At 61.5% G+C, this 13,664-nt stretch carries 9 protein-coding genes and 1 riboswitch; of the genes, 2 read left to right on the top strand and 7 right to left on the bottom strand.

The genetic code is table 11. The features are described from left to right. The first annotated feature begins 203 nt into the window (after positions 1-203). On the top strand, positions 204-1,496 hold the full coding sequence (gene fapF, locus HBN61_RS20620) for a fibril amyloid transporter FapF (RefSeq protein WP_170047797.1): 1,293 nt from the start codon (positions 204-206) through the stop codon (positions 1,494-1,496). Between the two features lie 62 nt (positions 1,497-1,558). Here fapF and HBN61_RS20615 read toward each other — a convergent pair whose 3' ends face one another. Continuing rightward, complete coding sequence (locus HBN61_RS20615) at positions 1,559-2,884, bottom strand: sigma-54 dependent transcriptional regulator (protein WP_094992916.1); 1,326 nt, start codon at positions 2,882-2,884, stop codon at positions 1,559-1,561. Between the two features lie 344 nt (positions 2,885-3,228). On the opposite strand from HBN61_RS20615, the gene HBN61_RS20610 reads away from it, so the two are divergent. Next, the gene (locus HBN61_RS20610) at positions 3,229-3,495 is read left to right on the top strand and encodes a hypothetical protein (protein WP_094992917.1); all 267 of its coding nucleotides are present in this window, start codon (positions 3,229-3,231) and stop codon (positions 3,493-3,495) included. Positions 3,496-3,581: 86 nt separating this feature from the next. On the opposite strand, the gene HBN61_RS20605 is transcribed toward HBN61_RS20610, so the two are convergent. From HBN61_RS20605 to HBN61_RS20580, 6 genes are all read right to left on the bottom strand, one after another. Next, the gene (locus HBN61_RS20605; RefSeq protein ID WP_346266466.1) at positions 3,582-4,136 is read right to left on the bottom strand and encodes a vWA domain-containing protein; all 555 of its coding nucleotides are present in this window, start codon (positions 4,134-4,136) and stop codon (positions 3,582-3,584) included. A 110-nt stretch (positions 4,137-4,246) separates the two neighbouring features. Beyond that, positions 4,247-5,254 carry a magnesium chelatase ATPase subunit I gene (locus tag HBN61_RS20600; protein WP_170047795.1) on the bottom strand — a complete coding sequence of 336 codons (1,008 nt, stop codon included), beginning with the start codon at positions 5,252-5,254 and terminating at the stop codon, positions 4,247-4,249. A 13-nt stretch (positions 5,255-5,267) separates the two neighbouring features. Continuing rightward, positions 5,268-9,038: a cobaltochelatase subunit CobN gene (gene cobN, locus HBN61_RS20595; protein ID WP_170047794.1), complete on the bottom strand. Its 3,771-nt coding sequence runs from the start codon at positions 9,036-9,038 to the stop codon at positions 5,268-5,270. Positions 9,039-9,041: 3 nt separating this feature from the next. Further along, positions 9,042-10,109 (bottom strand): cobalamin biosynthesis protein CobW, encoded by a 1,068-nt coding sequence (gene cobW, locus HBN61_RS20590; RefSeq protein ID WP_186347928.1) that lies wholly within the window; start codon positions 10,107-10,109, stop codon positions 9,042-9,044. Between the two features lie 93 nt (positions 10,110-10,202). Then, a riboswitch (cobalamin riboswitch) is annotated at positions 10,203-10,401 on the bottom strand. Between the two features lie 44 nt (positions 10,402-10,445). Next, positions 10,446-11,999 carry an amidase gene (locus tag HBN61_RS20585; protein ID WP_524539085.1) on the bottom strand — a complete coding sequence of 518 codons (1,554 nt, stop codon included), beginning with the start codon at positions 11,997-11,999 and terminating at the stop codon, positions 10,446-10,448. A 69-nt stretch (positions 12,000-12,068) separates the two neighbouring features. Then, entirely contained in the window at positions 12,069-13,505 is a 1,437-nt protein-coding gene (locus HBN61_RS20580) for a coniferyl aldehyde dehydrogenase (RefSeq protein ID WP_170047791.1), read from the bottom strand. Positions 13,506-13,664: the final 159 nt, after the last annotated feature.

The following is a 13,664-nucleotide window of genomic DNA, read 5'->3' as shown; positions in this document are numbered from 1 at the left end:
AACACGGAGAACCGGTCGAAAAAGCTCTCCGTACATGATTTTTCGGTCACTTTTCGTCCAATGACGCTGTAGGTGCCTGGAAAATTGCAACTTGCCGCGGCTGCACGACAAGTTGATCGGAGCATCCCTAATAGCCCTTCGTGCTGCAGGATATTGAACTAGGCTGTCCCACAACTTTATGGACTCCCCGGACGGCTTATTTCATGCATCGATGGTTTACCTTTCGCGCAGTTGTATGTATGAGCGCACTGCTTCCCTCCACGCTGTTACAGGCGGCCTCGGAGGTTGATGTAGAAACGTTTAAACAAGAATTAATGGAGTTGCGCCAGCGTTACGATCAGCAGCAAAAAGCGTTGGCAGTGCTTGAGCAGCGAGTGCGCCAAGTCGAAGAGCAACCGGCGGTCCCGGCCCCGAAAAGGTTGGTGAAATCCCCGGCCGATCTCAAGCGCGGACAAACCGTTGCCCAATCAAGTGGTGGTGCCGCGGGCGGCGCCAGTGGCAGCTCTTACGGCGAGTCGCTAAAGGACGACTCGGCCCCTGCGCAAAGTGTGACCAACCTGTACGACGAAGCCAGCGGTTTCTTTGGCGGCGGCAAGTTCAGTGTCGAAACCGGGGTCACGTATTCGCGCTATGACACCCGCCAACTCACGCTCAATGGCTTTCTGGCGCTGGACTCCATCTTGCTGGGCAACCTGAACCTGGACCGTATCAAAGCCGATAACTGGACCCTGGACCTGACGGCACGCTACAACCTCGACAATCGCTGGCAGTTCGATGTCAACGTGCCTGTGGTGTATCGGGAATCGACCTACCAGTCCGGCGGCGCCAATGGCGGCGATGCGTCGGCAGCGTCCGACAGAACTGTCACCCGTGATCCCACCCTTGGCGACGTCAACGTCGGCGTGGCGTACAAATTCCTCGACGAATCGCCCAACACCCCTGATGCCGTATTCTCGGTCAGGGTCAAGGCACCGACCGGCAAGGATCCGTTCGGTATCAAGCTGGTCACCGACGGGCAGAACAACAACATCATCTACCCCGAAAGCTTGCCCACGGGTAATGGGGTGTGGTCCATCACACCGGGCATTTCGCTGGTCAAGACCTTCGACCCGGCGGTGCTGTTCGGCTCCCTTTCCTACACCTACAACCTGGAAGATTCGTTCAGTGACATCGGTAGCACCGCCGGTCAGTCTCAGCCCGGCAGCGTCAAACTCGGCGACAGTTACCAGATTGGTGCGGGCGTGGCCTTTGCGCTGAACGAAAAGATGAGCATGTCGTTCTCGGTGTCTGACTTGATCCAGAGCAAGAGCAAAATCAAATACAAGGGTCAAGACTGGCAAACCCTGACCACCAGCGACGCCAACGCCGGGTACTTCAACGTCGGTATGACCATTGCCGCCACTGACAACCTGACCATCGTGCCCAACCTCTCGATCGGTCTGACCGAAGATGCGCCCGATTTCACGTTCAGCCTGAAATTCCCTTACTACTTTTAACGTCGCCAACGGAAAAGGCCCGCTGCGGGTGAACGCAGCGGGCCTGTTCTTTTCACCCCGCCCTAGCGGATTTGATGCTTGTGCAACAAACGGTAAAACGTTGGCCGTGACACGCCCAGTACTTTGGCCGCCAGGCTGAGGTTGTTGCTGTGGCGCTGCAGCACATCACACAACGCCTGACGTTCAGCACGGTCCTTATAGTCTTCCAGTGTGCCCATGGTCAGGCTGGGCGCCTGCCGGGTCTCAAGTCCAAGATCACACGGCTCTATCTGACGACCTTCAGCCAACACCAAGCCGCGGCGAACCCGATTGGCCAGCTCTCGGACATTGCCCGGCCAGTCGTGATTGCCCATGGCCACCAGCGCTTGCTCGCTGAAGGTACGCGGTCGTCGCCCGGTTTCCTGGCTGTAAAACCGTGCAAAGTGGTTGGCCAGCATGGCCATGTCACCATGACGTTCACGCAAGGGTGCGGTGAGGACCTGCAACACGTTGAGCCGGTAATACAAATCCTCGCGAAAACGCCCGTTGATGATCGCCGCTTCCAGGTCCACATGGGTCGCCGCTAACACCCGCACATCCACCGGGATCGGCTGGCTACCGCCCACCCGTTCAATGTGTTTTTCCTGCAAGAAGCGCAGCAAGTTGGCCTGGAGTTCAAGGGGTAGATCGCCAATTTCATCCAGAAACAATGTCCCGCCGTGGGCCGCTTCGATACGCCCGACCTTGCGTTGATGGGCGCCGGTGAACGCGCCCTTTTCATGGCCAAACAGCTCCGACTGGATCAGGTGTTCCGGGATCGCTCCGCAGTTGATTGCCACAAATGGCCGGGCGTGGCGCTGGGACTGGCGGTGCAAGGTTCGGGCGACCAATTCTTTGCCCGTGCCGCTCTCGCCCCGGATCAAGACCGGCGACTCAGTGGGAGCCAGTTTGCCCAACAGTTTGCGCAGGTCCCGGATCGCGCGGCTTTCCCCCAGCAACTCGTGCCCGGCGCTTTCAATCGGGTCCGTACTACGGCCCCGTAAGCGCGCCATGCCAAATGCACGGCCCAACGTGACCTGAACCCGCGACACGTCAAAAGGCAGGGTATGAAAATCAAAAAACCACTCGCAGACAAAATCACCCACGGTCTTCATTTGCAACGTGTCAGGGCTGAGCACGGCAATCCACTCTGTGCCGCTGCGGCTAATCATGTCTTTGACCGCTTCGGGCCGTTCCAGATGAAAAGGTTGTAACCGGATAAGACCGACGTCACATGAGCGATCAATGACAGCGTCCAGGTTGCAACTGTCCACATCCCAGCCAATGTTACGCAGCCCGGGCACTATCTGATGACAATCATCACAAGGATCAACCACTAACAAACGGCGGGATGCGGACAATGCGAGCATGACTGTTCCTTGGCGCCAAAATATTAAAAGATTAGTAAAAACAGTAAGTTGAGGAGATTGCTCCTAACGTTAGCCTTACTTTTGCCCGCGCTTGTACTGTTTTCTTATAAGCCTAATATCAAACGGAACTTTGCCCACTCATAGTCACAGACACGCATCGTAAATCCGTGTCTTTGAACGCAACTAAACGCTGATCCAGATCAGTGAAATGAAAAACCGTTAAAAAAAAGCACAAATGGGTGTGACCTGCGTGGGGGCATCGGTCATCAGTACAAGTAACCAACCGCACGGTAAGCCCAGCCGACGGTTAATCACGTGATGGGCCTATTTGAGAGACGACCCCTATGAACGCCCCGCTCCGTTTCAACGAAGCACTTTTGATTGCCGGCCACGCTTTTCAACCTTTCCAGTGCGTGGCGTGGGCTGCACAGGACGGCCATGGCGAACTGAGCCTGACCGTGATTGACCGCACCAGCACCCGCATTGGCCGTAAACAGATCCCGCGCAGTGCCTGCGCCGATGCCGCACAGCTCGCAAGCCTGCTGGCACAAGCCCGCGCCGAGCTGAGCGAAGAAGGCTACGCGTTGCAGCCTTGGGTAATGCCGGCTTAATCAGCCCGCGTGTATGTGTGTTGCGCAACGAGGCTGCGACAAGGTGACAAGACAGGTCACCTGATCGCCAGCCTCGCGTTTTTTAGCTACAGGGTTTGAAGTTCATCCAGGTGCCGGTAATCGATGTGCAGATCGCTGGCGATTTGCCGGGCCCTGCCCAGGCGAATCGGTCCGCGTTCCATGTCGATCAACAGGCCCGGGCATTCTAGTGTTGGCTGCGTGCGCCATGCCTTGAGCCGCCCATCAGTGAGCAACAACACGCGTTGCTCCTCCAGCGGGAAACGCCGGCGCCGGGTTTTGAGCCACTCACTGGCTTGACTCACCGCTTCCAGTAACGGCGTACCGCCCCCCGCGCCCAATCCTTGCAGCCAGTGTTCCAACCCTTTGGCTGCTTTGATGCCGCTGACGTGCCACTGCGGACCCAAACCGCTGGCCGTCATCACGGCCACCCGTGCACGTTGCCGATAGGCATCCTCGAACACTTCGGCCAGCACGCCTTTGGCGTCCGTCAGCGCGTGATGACGCCGGGTCGAAGCCGAAGCATCCACGATCACCAGCCACACCTGTGGTGACGTGCTGCGCCGGGTTTTGAAGGCCAGGTCGTTGCGTTGCCGCGGCCGCCCCTGCAACAACGTCTGCACCCAATCCACCCCCCCACAAGGCGCTGCACGGCTGGCGCCTTGCTTACCGCTGTCCAGGGTACCCGGCCGGGGTCTGGCATCCGCCCCCACCGTTGCACGAGGGCGGATGCCTAAGGCTTTTTTGGCCAGCTCGGCACTTCACGGCGCACACCCGTGGCCTGTGGCTGAACCGGCAACTGGCCCCACAACCCCTGCCCCGCGTCCGCCGCCGTGCCTGGAGAAGGCTCGGGGGGTGGCGGTTGATCCGGCGTGGGGCCTTGCGGCGATTGCTGGCAACGACGGTGGCGCAGGGCAAACTCGGCAACGGCGTCGATGTCCTGTGTCTCAATACGGTTGGCGCCACGCCACGCGGCATGAGCACGGGCGGCACGCAGCCAGACCAGATCAGCGCGCAGGCCGTCAACGCCCGCCGCAAAGCAGCGTTGCGTGATGGTCGCCAGCGAGGCATCATCCAGCGCAATAGCGCCAAGCAGCGCACGTGCGTGCTGACAGCGCGCGCGCAAGGCCTCCTGGCTGGCTCGCCAGTGCGCGCAGAACCCCTGCGGATCGGCATCAAAGTCCAGACGCCGACGAATGATTTCGCCGCGTTCGACGGGCAGTGGCTGGCCGCTCATGGCGACGTTGAGACCGAAGCGGTCGAGCAATTGGGGCCGTAGCTCGCCTTCCTCGGGGTTCATGGTGCCAATCAGCACAAAACGTGACGGGTGACGATGGGAAATCCCGTCGCGCTCCACGACGTTGATACCGCTGGCGGCCACGTCCAGCAGCACGTCCACCAAATGGTCGGCCAGCAGGTTCACTTCATCGACATACAACACCCCGCCATCCGCTTTGGCCAGCACGCCCGGTGAAAACTGCGCCTTGCCCTGTCCCAGTGCCGCATCCAGATCGAGCGTGCCCACCAGTCGCTCTTCAGTGGCGCCCAGCGGCAAGGTGACGAATTGACCGCTGGCAAGCACATCCGCCAGCCCGCGAGCCAAGGTGGACTTGGCCATCCCGCGCGGGCCTTCAATCAACACCCCGCCGATTTTCGGGTCAATCGCCGTCAGGCACAGCGCCAGTTTCAAGTCCTCGGCGCCCACGACCGCAGACAGCGGGAAGTGCGGGGTATCAGTCATGTCAATGTCCACATCAGTCTTCTTCAATGTCCAGCAGCAGGTTTTCCAACGCGTCCCGGTACTCGCCCGGTTCACTCCACAGACCGCGTTGCTGGGCCTCCAGCAGACGCTCGGTCATGTCGCGCAGCGCATGAGGGTTGTGTTGCTGCACAAATTGCCGGGTGTCCGGGTCAAGCAAATAGGCATCGGCCAACAACGCATATTGATGGTCGTCGATCAGGTGCGTGGTGGCGTCGAACGCGAATAGGTTGTCCAGGGTCGCCGCCATTTCAAACGCGCCTTTATAGCCATGCCGTTTGACGCCCTCAATCCACTTCGGATTGGCCGCACGGGAACGGACCACCCGGTTCAGTTCTTCCTTGAGGGTGCGAATCTTCGGTAAATCCGGTTGGCTGTGATCGCCGTGGTAACTGGCGACTTGCCCGCCACTCAGGCTCTCCACGGCAGCGAGCATGCCCCCCTGGAACTGGTAATAGTCGTTGGAGTCGAGTAAATCGTGCTCGCGATTATCCTGGTTCTGTACCACCGCTTGCAGCTGGCTGAGGCGCTGGGCGAACGGGCCGCGGGCCGCGGTGCCCTCATCGGCGCCGCCATAGGCATAGCCGCCCCAGTTCAGATAGACCTCGGCCAGATCGTCACGGCTCTGCCACAAACGCCCGTCGATGGCGTTCTGCACACCGGCGCCATAGGCGCCGGGTTTGGCGCCAAACACCCGCCAGCCAGCCTGACGCGCCGCCAGTTCCGGGGCCAGCCCTTCGCGCTCCAACTGCGCGCGTTCCTGGCGCACTTTGGCCGCCAGCGGGTTCACGTCATCCGGCTCGTCCAGTGCTGCCACAGCCTGCACGGCCGCATCGAAGAGGCGAATAAGGTTAGCAAACGCATCGCGGAAGAACCCCGACACCCTCAGCGTGACATCCACCCGCGGCCGGTCGAGCAGGCTCACCGGCAGGATTTCAAAGTCGTCCACGCGCTGACTGCCAGTGGCCCACACCGGGCGCACGCCCATCAGCGCCATGGCTTGGGCGATATCGTCGCCACCGGTGCGCATGGTGGCCGTGCCCCAGACGGACAACCCCAGTTGTCGCAGATGATCACCGTGATCCTGCAAGTGGCGCTCAAGGATCAAATTGGCGGATTGGAAACCGATGCGCCACGCGGTGGTGGTCGGCAGGTTGCGCACGTCCACCGAGAAAAAATTGCGCCCTGTGGGCAGTACATCCAGCCGCCCGCGACTCGGTGCCCCACTGGGCCCGGCTGGCACGAAGCGACCCTGGAGCGCGTCGAGCATGCCCTGCATCTCGGCGGGGCCGCAGGCGTCGAGCCGGGGTGCAACCACCTGCAGCAAGGCGTCAAAAATGCTCCGCACCTCGGCCCATTGATCGTCGCAGGGCAGTGCCAATGTGCCTGCCAGCGCGTGTTCGATCAGCCCGGCGGCATACAGTTCAAGGCGCTCGCGGGTGTCGCCAGCGGTGCGCCACAGGGCATCGCTGACGGCCAACAATGGCGCCGGGCGTCGCGCGGTCCAGGGTTCGGCCAGCGCACAATCGAGCGGATCGAAACCCAGGCCGAACGCCTTGGACAGCGCCCGTAACACACTGGATTGCGCACCGCGCCCGTCGCCACGGGGTATGCGCAGCAGCGCCAGCAGCGTATCAATGCGTAAACGGCCCTCGGGCGACTCGCCAAAAATATGCAGCCCGTCGCGTATCTGCGACTCTTTCAGGTCACACAAGTACGTGTCCAGACGCGGCAGCCAGATGGCCGCATCGGCGTCGCTATCGAGCTTTTCGTCCAGCTCCAGTTCGCGGTCGATATGGGTTTCGCGCACCAGTTTGAGAATGTCGCGCTGTAACTCTCGCGCCCTGCGCGGGTCCAGCAACTGCGCTTCGTAATATTCATCCGCCAGCAGCTCGAGGTCGCGCAACGGACCATAGGTTTCGGCGCGGGTCAGCGGTGGCATGAGGTGGTCGATGATCACCGCCTGTGTGCGACGCTTAGCCTGTGCGCCTTCGCCCGGGTCATTCACGATGAATGGGTAAATATTGGGCAACGGGCCCAGCAAAGCGTCTGGCCAGCATTCATCTGACAACCCCACGCCTTTACCCGGCAACCACTCCAGATTGCCGTGTTTGCCCACGTGCACGACAGCATGCGCGCCATAGGTGTGCCGCAGCCAGAAGTAGAACGCCAGATAGCCATGGGGCGGCACCAGATCCGGGTCGTGATAAACAGCGCTGGCATCCACTTGATAGCCTCGGGCGGGCTGGATCCCAACAAAGGTCAGGCCAAAGCGCAGGCCTGCAATCATCAGTCGGCCGCCGCGAAACATCGGGTCATTTTCCGGTCGTCCCCAGCGCGCCAGCACGGCTTGTTGATTAGCGGGCGGCAGCGCCCTGAACTGCGCCGCGTATTCGTCCAGACCCAGGCTTTGGTGGCAGGGGCGCAGGTCGAGGCTTTCCAGGTCATTGCTGACGCCGCCGAGCAGCGCTTGAATCAACGCTGTGCCGGACTCGGGCAGTTCGCCTTCGAGTGGATAACCCTGTTGCTTCAAGGCCCGCAGGATATTCAACGCCGCGGCCGGGGTGTCCAGCCCTACCCCGTTGCCGATACGCCCGTCACGGGTCGGGTAATTGGCGAGGATCAACGCGATGCGCTTCTGCGGGTTGGGCACGCGGGCCAACTCAACCCAGCGTCGCGCCAGTTGCGCGACAAAGTCCATGCGCTCGGGCTGAGCGCGATAACACACCACATCTGACTGACTGCGCTCACTGCGCCAGGCCAGATCTTTAAAGCTGATGGGACGGCTGATGATGCGCCCGTCCAGCTCCGGCAACGCGATGTGCATGGCCAGGTCGCGCGGGCCAAGCCCTTGTTCACTGGCACGCCAGCCGGGTTCGTTGTCCTGGGCGCAAATTGCCTGAATCACCGGGATGTCGCGCCGGAACGGCCGCAGGTGCGGAGCCTCCGGACTGGACTGAGCGAAACCGGTGGTGTTGAGAATGACGGCGGCGTCGACCTCATCCAGCAGGTCTTGCACCACCGCCAGGCACCCCGGTTCCTTGAGGCTGGCCACGGCAAGGGGTAACGGATTGATCCCCGCTGCTTGCAGGCGTTGGCAAAACACATCCACAAAGCCGGTGTTGGCCGCTTGCAAATGCGAGCGATAAAACAGCAAGGCGGCCACGGGCAAGCCGGGCTGCCAATCTGCCTGCCAGTCGCTGAGCTGCGGGTTGGGGTGCACCGGGTGATAAATCGCAGTACGCGGCAGGGCCTGCGGCTCGCCCCACGGGTAAGCGCGCCCCAGCCATTGGCTAGCGAGGCAGTTGTAGAGTTGCAGTGCGTTATGCCGCCCGCCCTGACGCAAAAAATGCCAAAGGCGTTCAGCCTGTTCGGCGGGCACTGTGCTCAGCGCGCTGAGCTCAGGGTCCGGTCGGTCGTCGCCGGGCACCAGGATCAAGGTCACGCCGCGCTCGGCCAACTGCATCAACTGTTCGATGCCATAGCGCCAATAGCCAATCCCGCCATGCAACGACAGCAGGATGACCTTGGCGTGTTGCAGCACCTGATCGACATACAGGTCGACCGAGGCGTGATTCTGAACCTGCATCGGGTTGGCCAAGCGCAGGCTCGGGTAATCTTCAGGCAATTGCTGCGCCGCTTCGGCCAGCAATGCCAGGCTTGAGTCGCCGCTGCACAGGATTACCAGCTCGGCGGGGGTTTGCCCCAAGTCAGCAATGTTGTCGTCCGATACAAAGCCACCGGGCTGGGTCCTGAGCAAATGCATGGCTTATGCGCTCAGTGCTGTGCGCAGGGTGGATTCCAGCAGCGCGGCGTCCAGGTCCTGGCCAATCAGTACCAGCTTGGTGACGCGGTTCTCATCCGCCGCCCAGGCGCGGTCGAAGTGCTTGTCAAAGCGGGTGCCCACGCCCTGAATCAACAAGCGCATCGGCTTGCCCGGGATCGCGGCAAAACCCTTGACCCGCAGGATGCCGTGCCGGATCACCAACTGCGTCAGGGCATCCAGCAACACGCGCTCTTCGGCTTGGGGCAGTTCAATGGAAATGGAGTCGAATGCGTCGTGATCGTGGTCGTCGTGGTCATCGCCTTCATGGTGATGATCGTGATGGCTGTGGCGACTGTCGATGTGCGCTTCCGAGCTGTTACCCAGCCCCAGCAGCACGTCGAGCGGCAAACGGCCACTGCTGGCTTCGATCACTTTCACTGCAGGCGGCAGTTCTTCAGCGACTTCCAGACGCACCTTGGCCAGGTCTTCAGGGCTGATCAGGTCGGCTTTGTTGAGGATGACCAAGTCGGCGCTGGCCAATTGGTCGGCAAACAGCTCATGCAGCGGCGACTCGTGGTCCAGGTTCGGGTCGAGTTTGCGCTGGGCATCCACCTGATCCGGGAAGGCAGCAAAGGTACCCGCTGCCACGGCCGGGCTGTCGACCACGGTAATTACCGCATCGACTGTGCAGGCGCTGCGGATTTCGGGCCATTGAAACGCTTGGACCAGCGGCTTTGGTAGCGCCAGGCCGGAGGTTTCGATCAAGATGTGGTCGATGTCGCCGCGACGCGCCACCAGCTCGCGCATCACCGGGAAGAATTCTTCCTGAACGGTGCAGCACAGGCAGCCGTTGGCCAGTTCATACACGCGGCCGTTGGCTTCTTCTTCGGTACACCCGATGGAGCACTGTTTGAGGATTTCGCCATCAATGCCCAACTCGCCGAACTCGTTAACGATAACGGCAATGCGACGGCCCTGCGCGTTGTCCAGCATGTGACGCAGCAAGGTGGTTTTGCCCGAGCCGAGGAAGCCGGTGACGATGGTGACGGGTGTTTTGGCCAGTGTTTTCATCGGATGCCCTTTGGCAAAGCGGCGGGCATACGGGACGACGGCCGCACGCACTGCACGGCCGTATTCGCCACCGGATCACCCCGCCCGGTTGAAGTAAAAAACGCTCACGAGGCAGGTCTCCTGGCTGACGGCTGGCAGCAGCCGGTGGCTGCGCCTTTCCTTGCGCCTTCCCGCTCCAGGGAGCAGTGGCACTGCAAGGCAATTGACCGTTTACAGTTGCGGGGGCAGCCGCGGCTTACCGCGTTCCCTTCTTAGCTTCGCGACGCGAAGAACCTCGAACGCGCAAGGCTACGCAGTGCGTTGTAACAGGTCAATGTCAAGACGCGGGCCGGTGCATCAAAGGGTGGGCAATTTGGCCCACGGGTGCGCCTGTTCCAGCTGCGCACTCAGGCGCAGCAGCACATCCTCCCCGCCCATCGGGGCGGTCAGCATCATGCCAATGGGCATGCCAGTGCCACTCATGCCCACCGGCAGCGAGATGGCTGGCTGCCCGCTGACATTGGCCAGCACGGTAAACCCGGCACTGCCCATGGCGTTGTGGGCATAACTGTCCCAGGGCTGATCGAGGCTCAGCAACCCCAGCTCCGGTGTGACGTTAGCAGTGACCGGCGACAGGATCACGTCGCGCTGCCGGAACTGCTCCTCCATGTGGCCACCTATAGACTCGAACGACTGGCGGGCGCGGTACAACGCTTCGCCGGTCACTTTTTGCGCGTTGCCCAACACCACGTGCGTAATGCGCTCTAGATCTTCAGGTGTCGCACTGCGCCCCAGCGCCTGCTCGCGGTCGTGGACCAGGCTCAGCAGTGCGTCACCGATCACTGCGCCATGAGCCCCAAACAGTTGCCGTGGATCAACGTGCAAACGCACAGGCTCTACGTGGTGGCCCAATGCCGACAAGCGCTGAGCGGTTTCATCCAGTACCCGGGCGACGTCAGGGTCAAGTGGCGCACCGGTCAGCGAATCGGTTACCATACCGATTCGCAAGCGCCCCGGCGCGGCCTGCAACTCCTCGACGTAAGGCCGGGCCAGGGGTTTCGTCCAATACGGGCTACCGGCTTCATGGCCCTGCCCTGCGTCCAGAAACAACGCCATGTCCCGCACGTTGCGCGACACCACGTTGCCGACACTGGCGCCAAACCAGCCTTCGAACTTGCCCGGCCCGCTGGGCGTGCGATAACGCCCAGGCTTGAGCCCCACCAATCCGCAATACGAGGCCGGAATCCGAATCGAACCGCCGCCATCGGTGGCATGCGCGACGGGCACAATCCCGGCCGCCACCGCCGCCGCGGCCCCGCCGGAAGAGCCGCCCGCACTCATGGCCAGGTTCCACGGATTGCGGGTTTGCCCCCACAACAACGACTCGGTGGTCGTGGTCAGGCCGAATTCCGGGCACGTGGTTTTGCCAAACGGTACGGCGCCGGCCGCTTGATAACGGGCAATCAAGGTACTGGTATAAGGTGCCGCGTCAGCATCCTTGAACAAGCGGCAGCCATTGGTGGTGGGCGTACCCTGCAGATAAGTATTGAGGTCTTTAACCAGAATCGGCACGCCAGCCAGGCTTCCGGAAGTGGACGTACCATTGCCCTGACGGGTCTTGAGCAAGGTTGTGGCGTATTCATCGTGACGCAGGTTGACCGCGTTTACGTTGGGGTTGACCGCATCACAGCGCGCCATCGCCGCTGCCAGCAACGCCTGCGGGCTGACCTCGCCCTTGCGCACGGCATCAGCCATGCCCCAGGCATCCAGCTTCAGGTAATCGGTTTGCGACAGCGCATTGCTGTCAGCCGCCTGGGCAAAACGGCCCAACAGCCCGGCACCCACTGCCACGGCTCCGGCCTTGAGCACATGGCGGCGTGGCCAGCCAGCCGGGGGTTGCAGTTCATCCATGGACACAGGGGGCTTTGGCACAGTCATTCTCCAGCTGGGTGGTTGTGTTGGGGGCCGCACGCGGTGTAATCAATCGGCCGTGACCATCGATTGCATCGTCGGTAAAAAGTGTTCGCCATAGGGCGGCAACAGCCCCCACTCACGACGCGGGTCGTTGGCAGGCGCCTTGAACACCGTGCGCATGTGACTGAATTCGAGGAAACCTTCACGGCCGTGATAATGGCCCATGCCGGACGCGCCAATGCCGCCGAAGGGTGCATCGTGCAGCGCGGCGTGCATCATCACGTCATTGATCGTCACGCCACCGGACCAGGTGTGTTGCAACACGTACCGTTGCTCTTCTTCACTCTGGCCAAAGTAATACAGCGCCAAGGGACGCTCGCGGCTGTGAATGTCTGCCAGCGCCTCGTCCAGCTGCGCGTATGGCAGCACCACCAGCGCCGGACCAAAGATTTCTTCGTGCAAAATCTGGCTGTCGCGAGGCGGGTTCACCACCACCTGCAAAGGCCGACGCCGCTGCTGCTCATCCACCGGCAACGGTTGCGGAAAGCTCTCGACGCGTGCGCCGCGGTCTCGGGCGTCCTGCACGTAGCCTTCGACGCGCTGCAAGTGCCGGGCGTTAATCACCGCCACCACGTCCGGGTTGTCGTCGATGCGCGGGAACAATTCGCCATAAGCGGTGCGCAGCGCGCCCAGAAAGTCATCCAGCAACCCCTGCGGTACGTACACCACATCCGGGTTAATACAGATCTGCCCGCCGTTATTGCCCTTGGCAGCTGCAATGCTAAACGCCGCTTTGGCCAGGTCGGCTGTGTGCGAGATGATGACGGGCGATTTGCCACCCAATTCCAGCGTCAACGGCACCAGGTTAAGGGCCGCATTGCGCATCACGGAACGCGCTACCGCCGTGCTGCCGGTGAACACCAAATGATCGAACGGCTGCGAGGTGAAGACCTGCGCCAGCTCGGCATCACCGTTAACCACCGCCACTTCAAGGGGGTCGAACAGCTCGGCAAACGCTCGGGCCACCACCGCGGCGGTGCGCGGCACCACCTCGGAGGGTTTTAGAATGGCCCGATTACCCGCCGCCAGCACACACGCCAACGGGCTGAGCAACGTAAACAGTGGCGCATTCCAGGTGCCGATAATGCCGACGCTGCCCTTGGGCTGGTGCATCACCCACGCCTTGGCGCCCAACTGGCCGTAGGGTGCAAAGACCTCACGGGGTTCGTCTTCCATCCAGTGCTCAAGGTGGTCGCGGGCGTACTTGAGTGAGGCCAGCGAACCGATCACGTCGTTCATCAGCGAAAACCCTTGGGGCCTGCCGCCAAAGTCCGCGTCCATAGCATCCACCAAGGGTTGCTGATAGCGCACCACCAGGTCGATCACTCGTTGCAGACGCTCCCGACGCTGTTCAGCGCTGACGTGACCGTGGGCGATAAACGCCTCCTTTTGGGCCGTTAACACCTGCGACAGTTGCTCGGGAGTGGCGAAGATGGAGGTCATGGGCAAGTCCTGTGAAAAAAACCGGCGGGTTAGTGACGTGGAAACTAGCCAATCGCGGTGCCAAAAGCCTCGTCCGATCGGACGATAATCGGCCGACTACGTTAGTCCGTTGAGACGATGTAGTGCGTGGCCTGGCGGCGAATACTGCACGCACGAAAA

Origin of the sequence: Pseudomonas sp. WS 5071 (assembly GCF_012985765.1) — a bacterium.
Classification (GTDB): domain Bacteria; phylum Pseudomonadota; class Gammaproteobacteria; order Pseudomonadales; family Pseudomonadaceae; genus Aquipseudomonas; species Aquipseudomonas lundensis_A.
Note: the sequence above shows the minus strand (reverse complement) of the source record. Positions and strands in the feature narration are given on the sequence as shown.

What these genes read in the sequence shown, in the direction of transcription:
- fapF (WP_170047797.1), top strand. Translation starts at nt 204, where the DNA reads ATGCATCGATGGTTTACCTTTCGCGCAGTTGTATGTATGAGCGCACTG.
- HBN61_RS20615 (WP_094992916.1), bottom strand. Translation starts at nt 2,884, where the DNA reads ATGCTCGCATTGTCCGCATCCCGCCGTTTGTTAGTGGTTGATCCTTGT.
- HBN61_RS20610 (WP_094992917.1), top strand. Translation starts at nt 3,229, where the DNA reads ATGAACGCCCCGCTCCGTTTCAACGAAGCACTTTTGATTGCCGGCCAC.
- HBN61_RS20600 (WP_170047795.1), bottom strand. Translation starts at nt 5,254, where the DNA reads ATGACTGATACCCCGCACTTCCCGCTGTCTGCGGTCGTGGGCGCCGAG.
- cobN (WP_170047794.1), bottom strand. Translation starts at nt 9,038, where the DNA reads ATGCATTTGCTCAGGACCCAGCCCGGTGGCTTTGTATCGGACGACAAC.
- cobW (WP_186347928.1), bottom strand. Translation starts at nt 10,109, where the DNA reads ATGAAAACACTGGCCAAAACACCCGTCACCATCGTCACCGGCTTCCTC.
- HBN61_RS20585 (WP_524539085.1), bottom strand. Translation starts at nt 11,999, where the DNA reads ATGGATGAACTGCAACCCCCGGCTGGCTGGCCACGCCGCCATGTGCTC.
- HBN61_RS20580 (WP_170047791.1), bottom strand. Translation starts at nt 13,505, where the DNA reads ATGACCTCCATCTTCGCCACTCCCGAGCAACTGTCGCAGGTGTTAACG.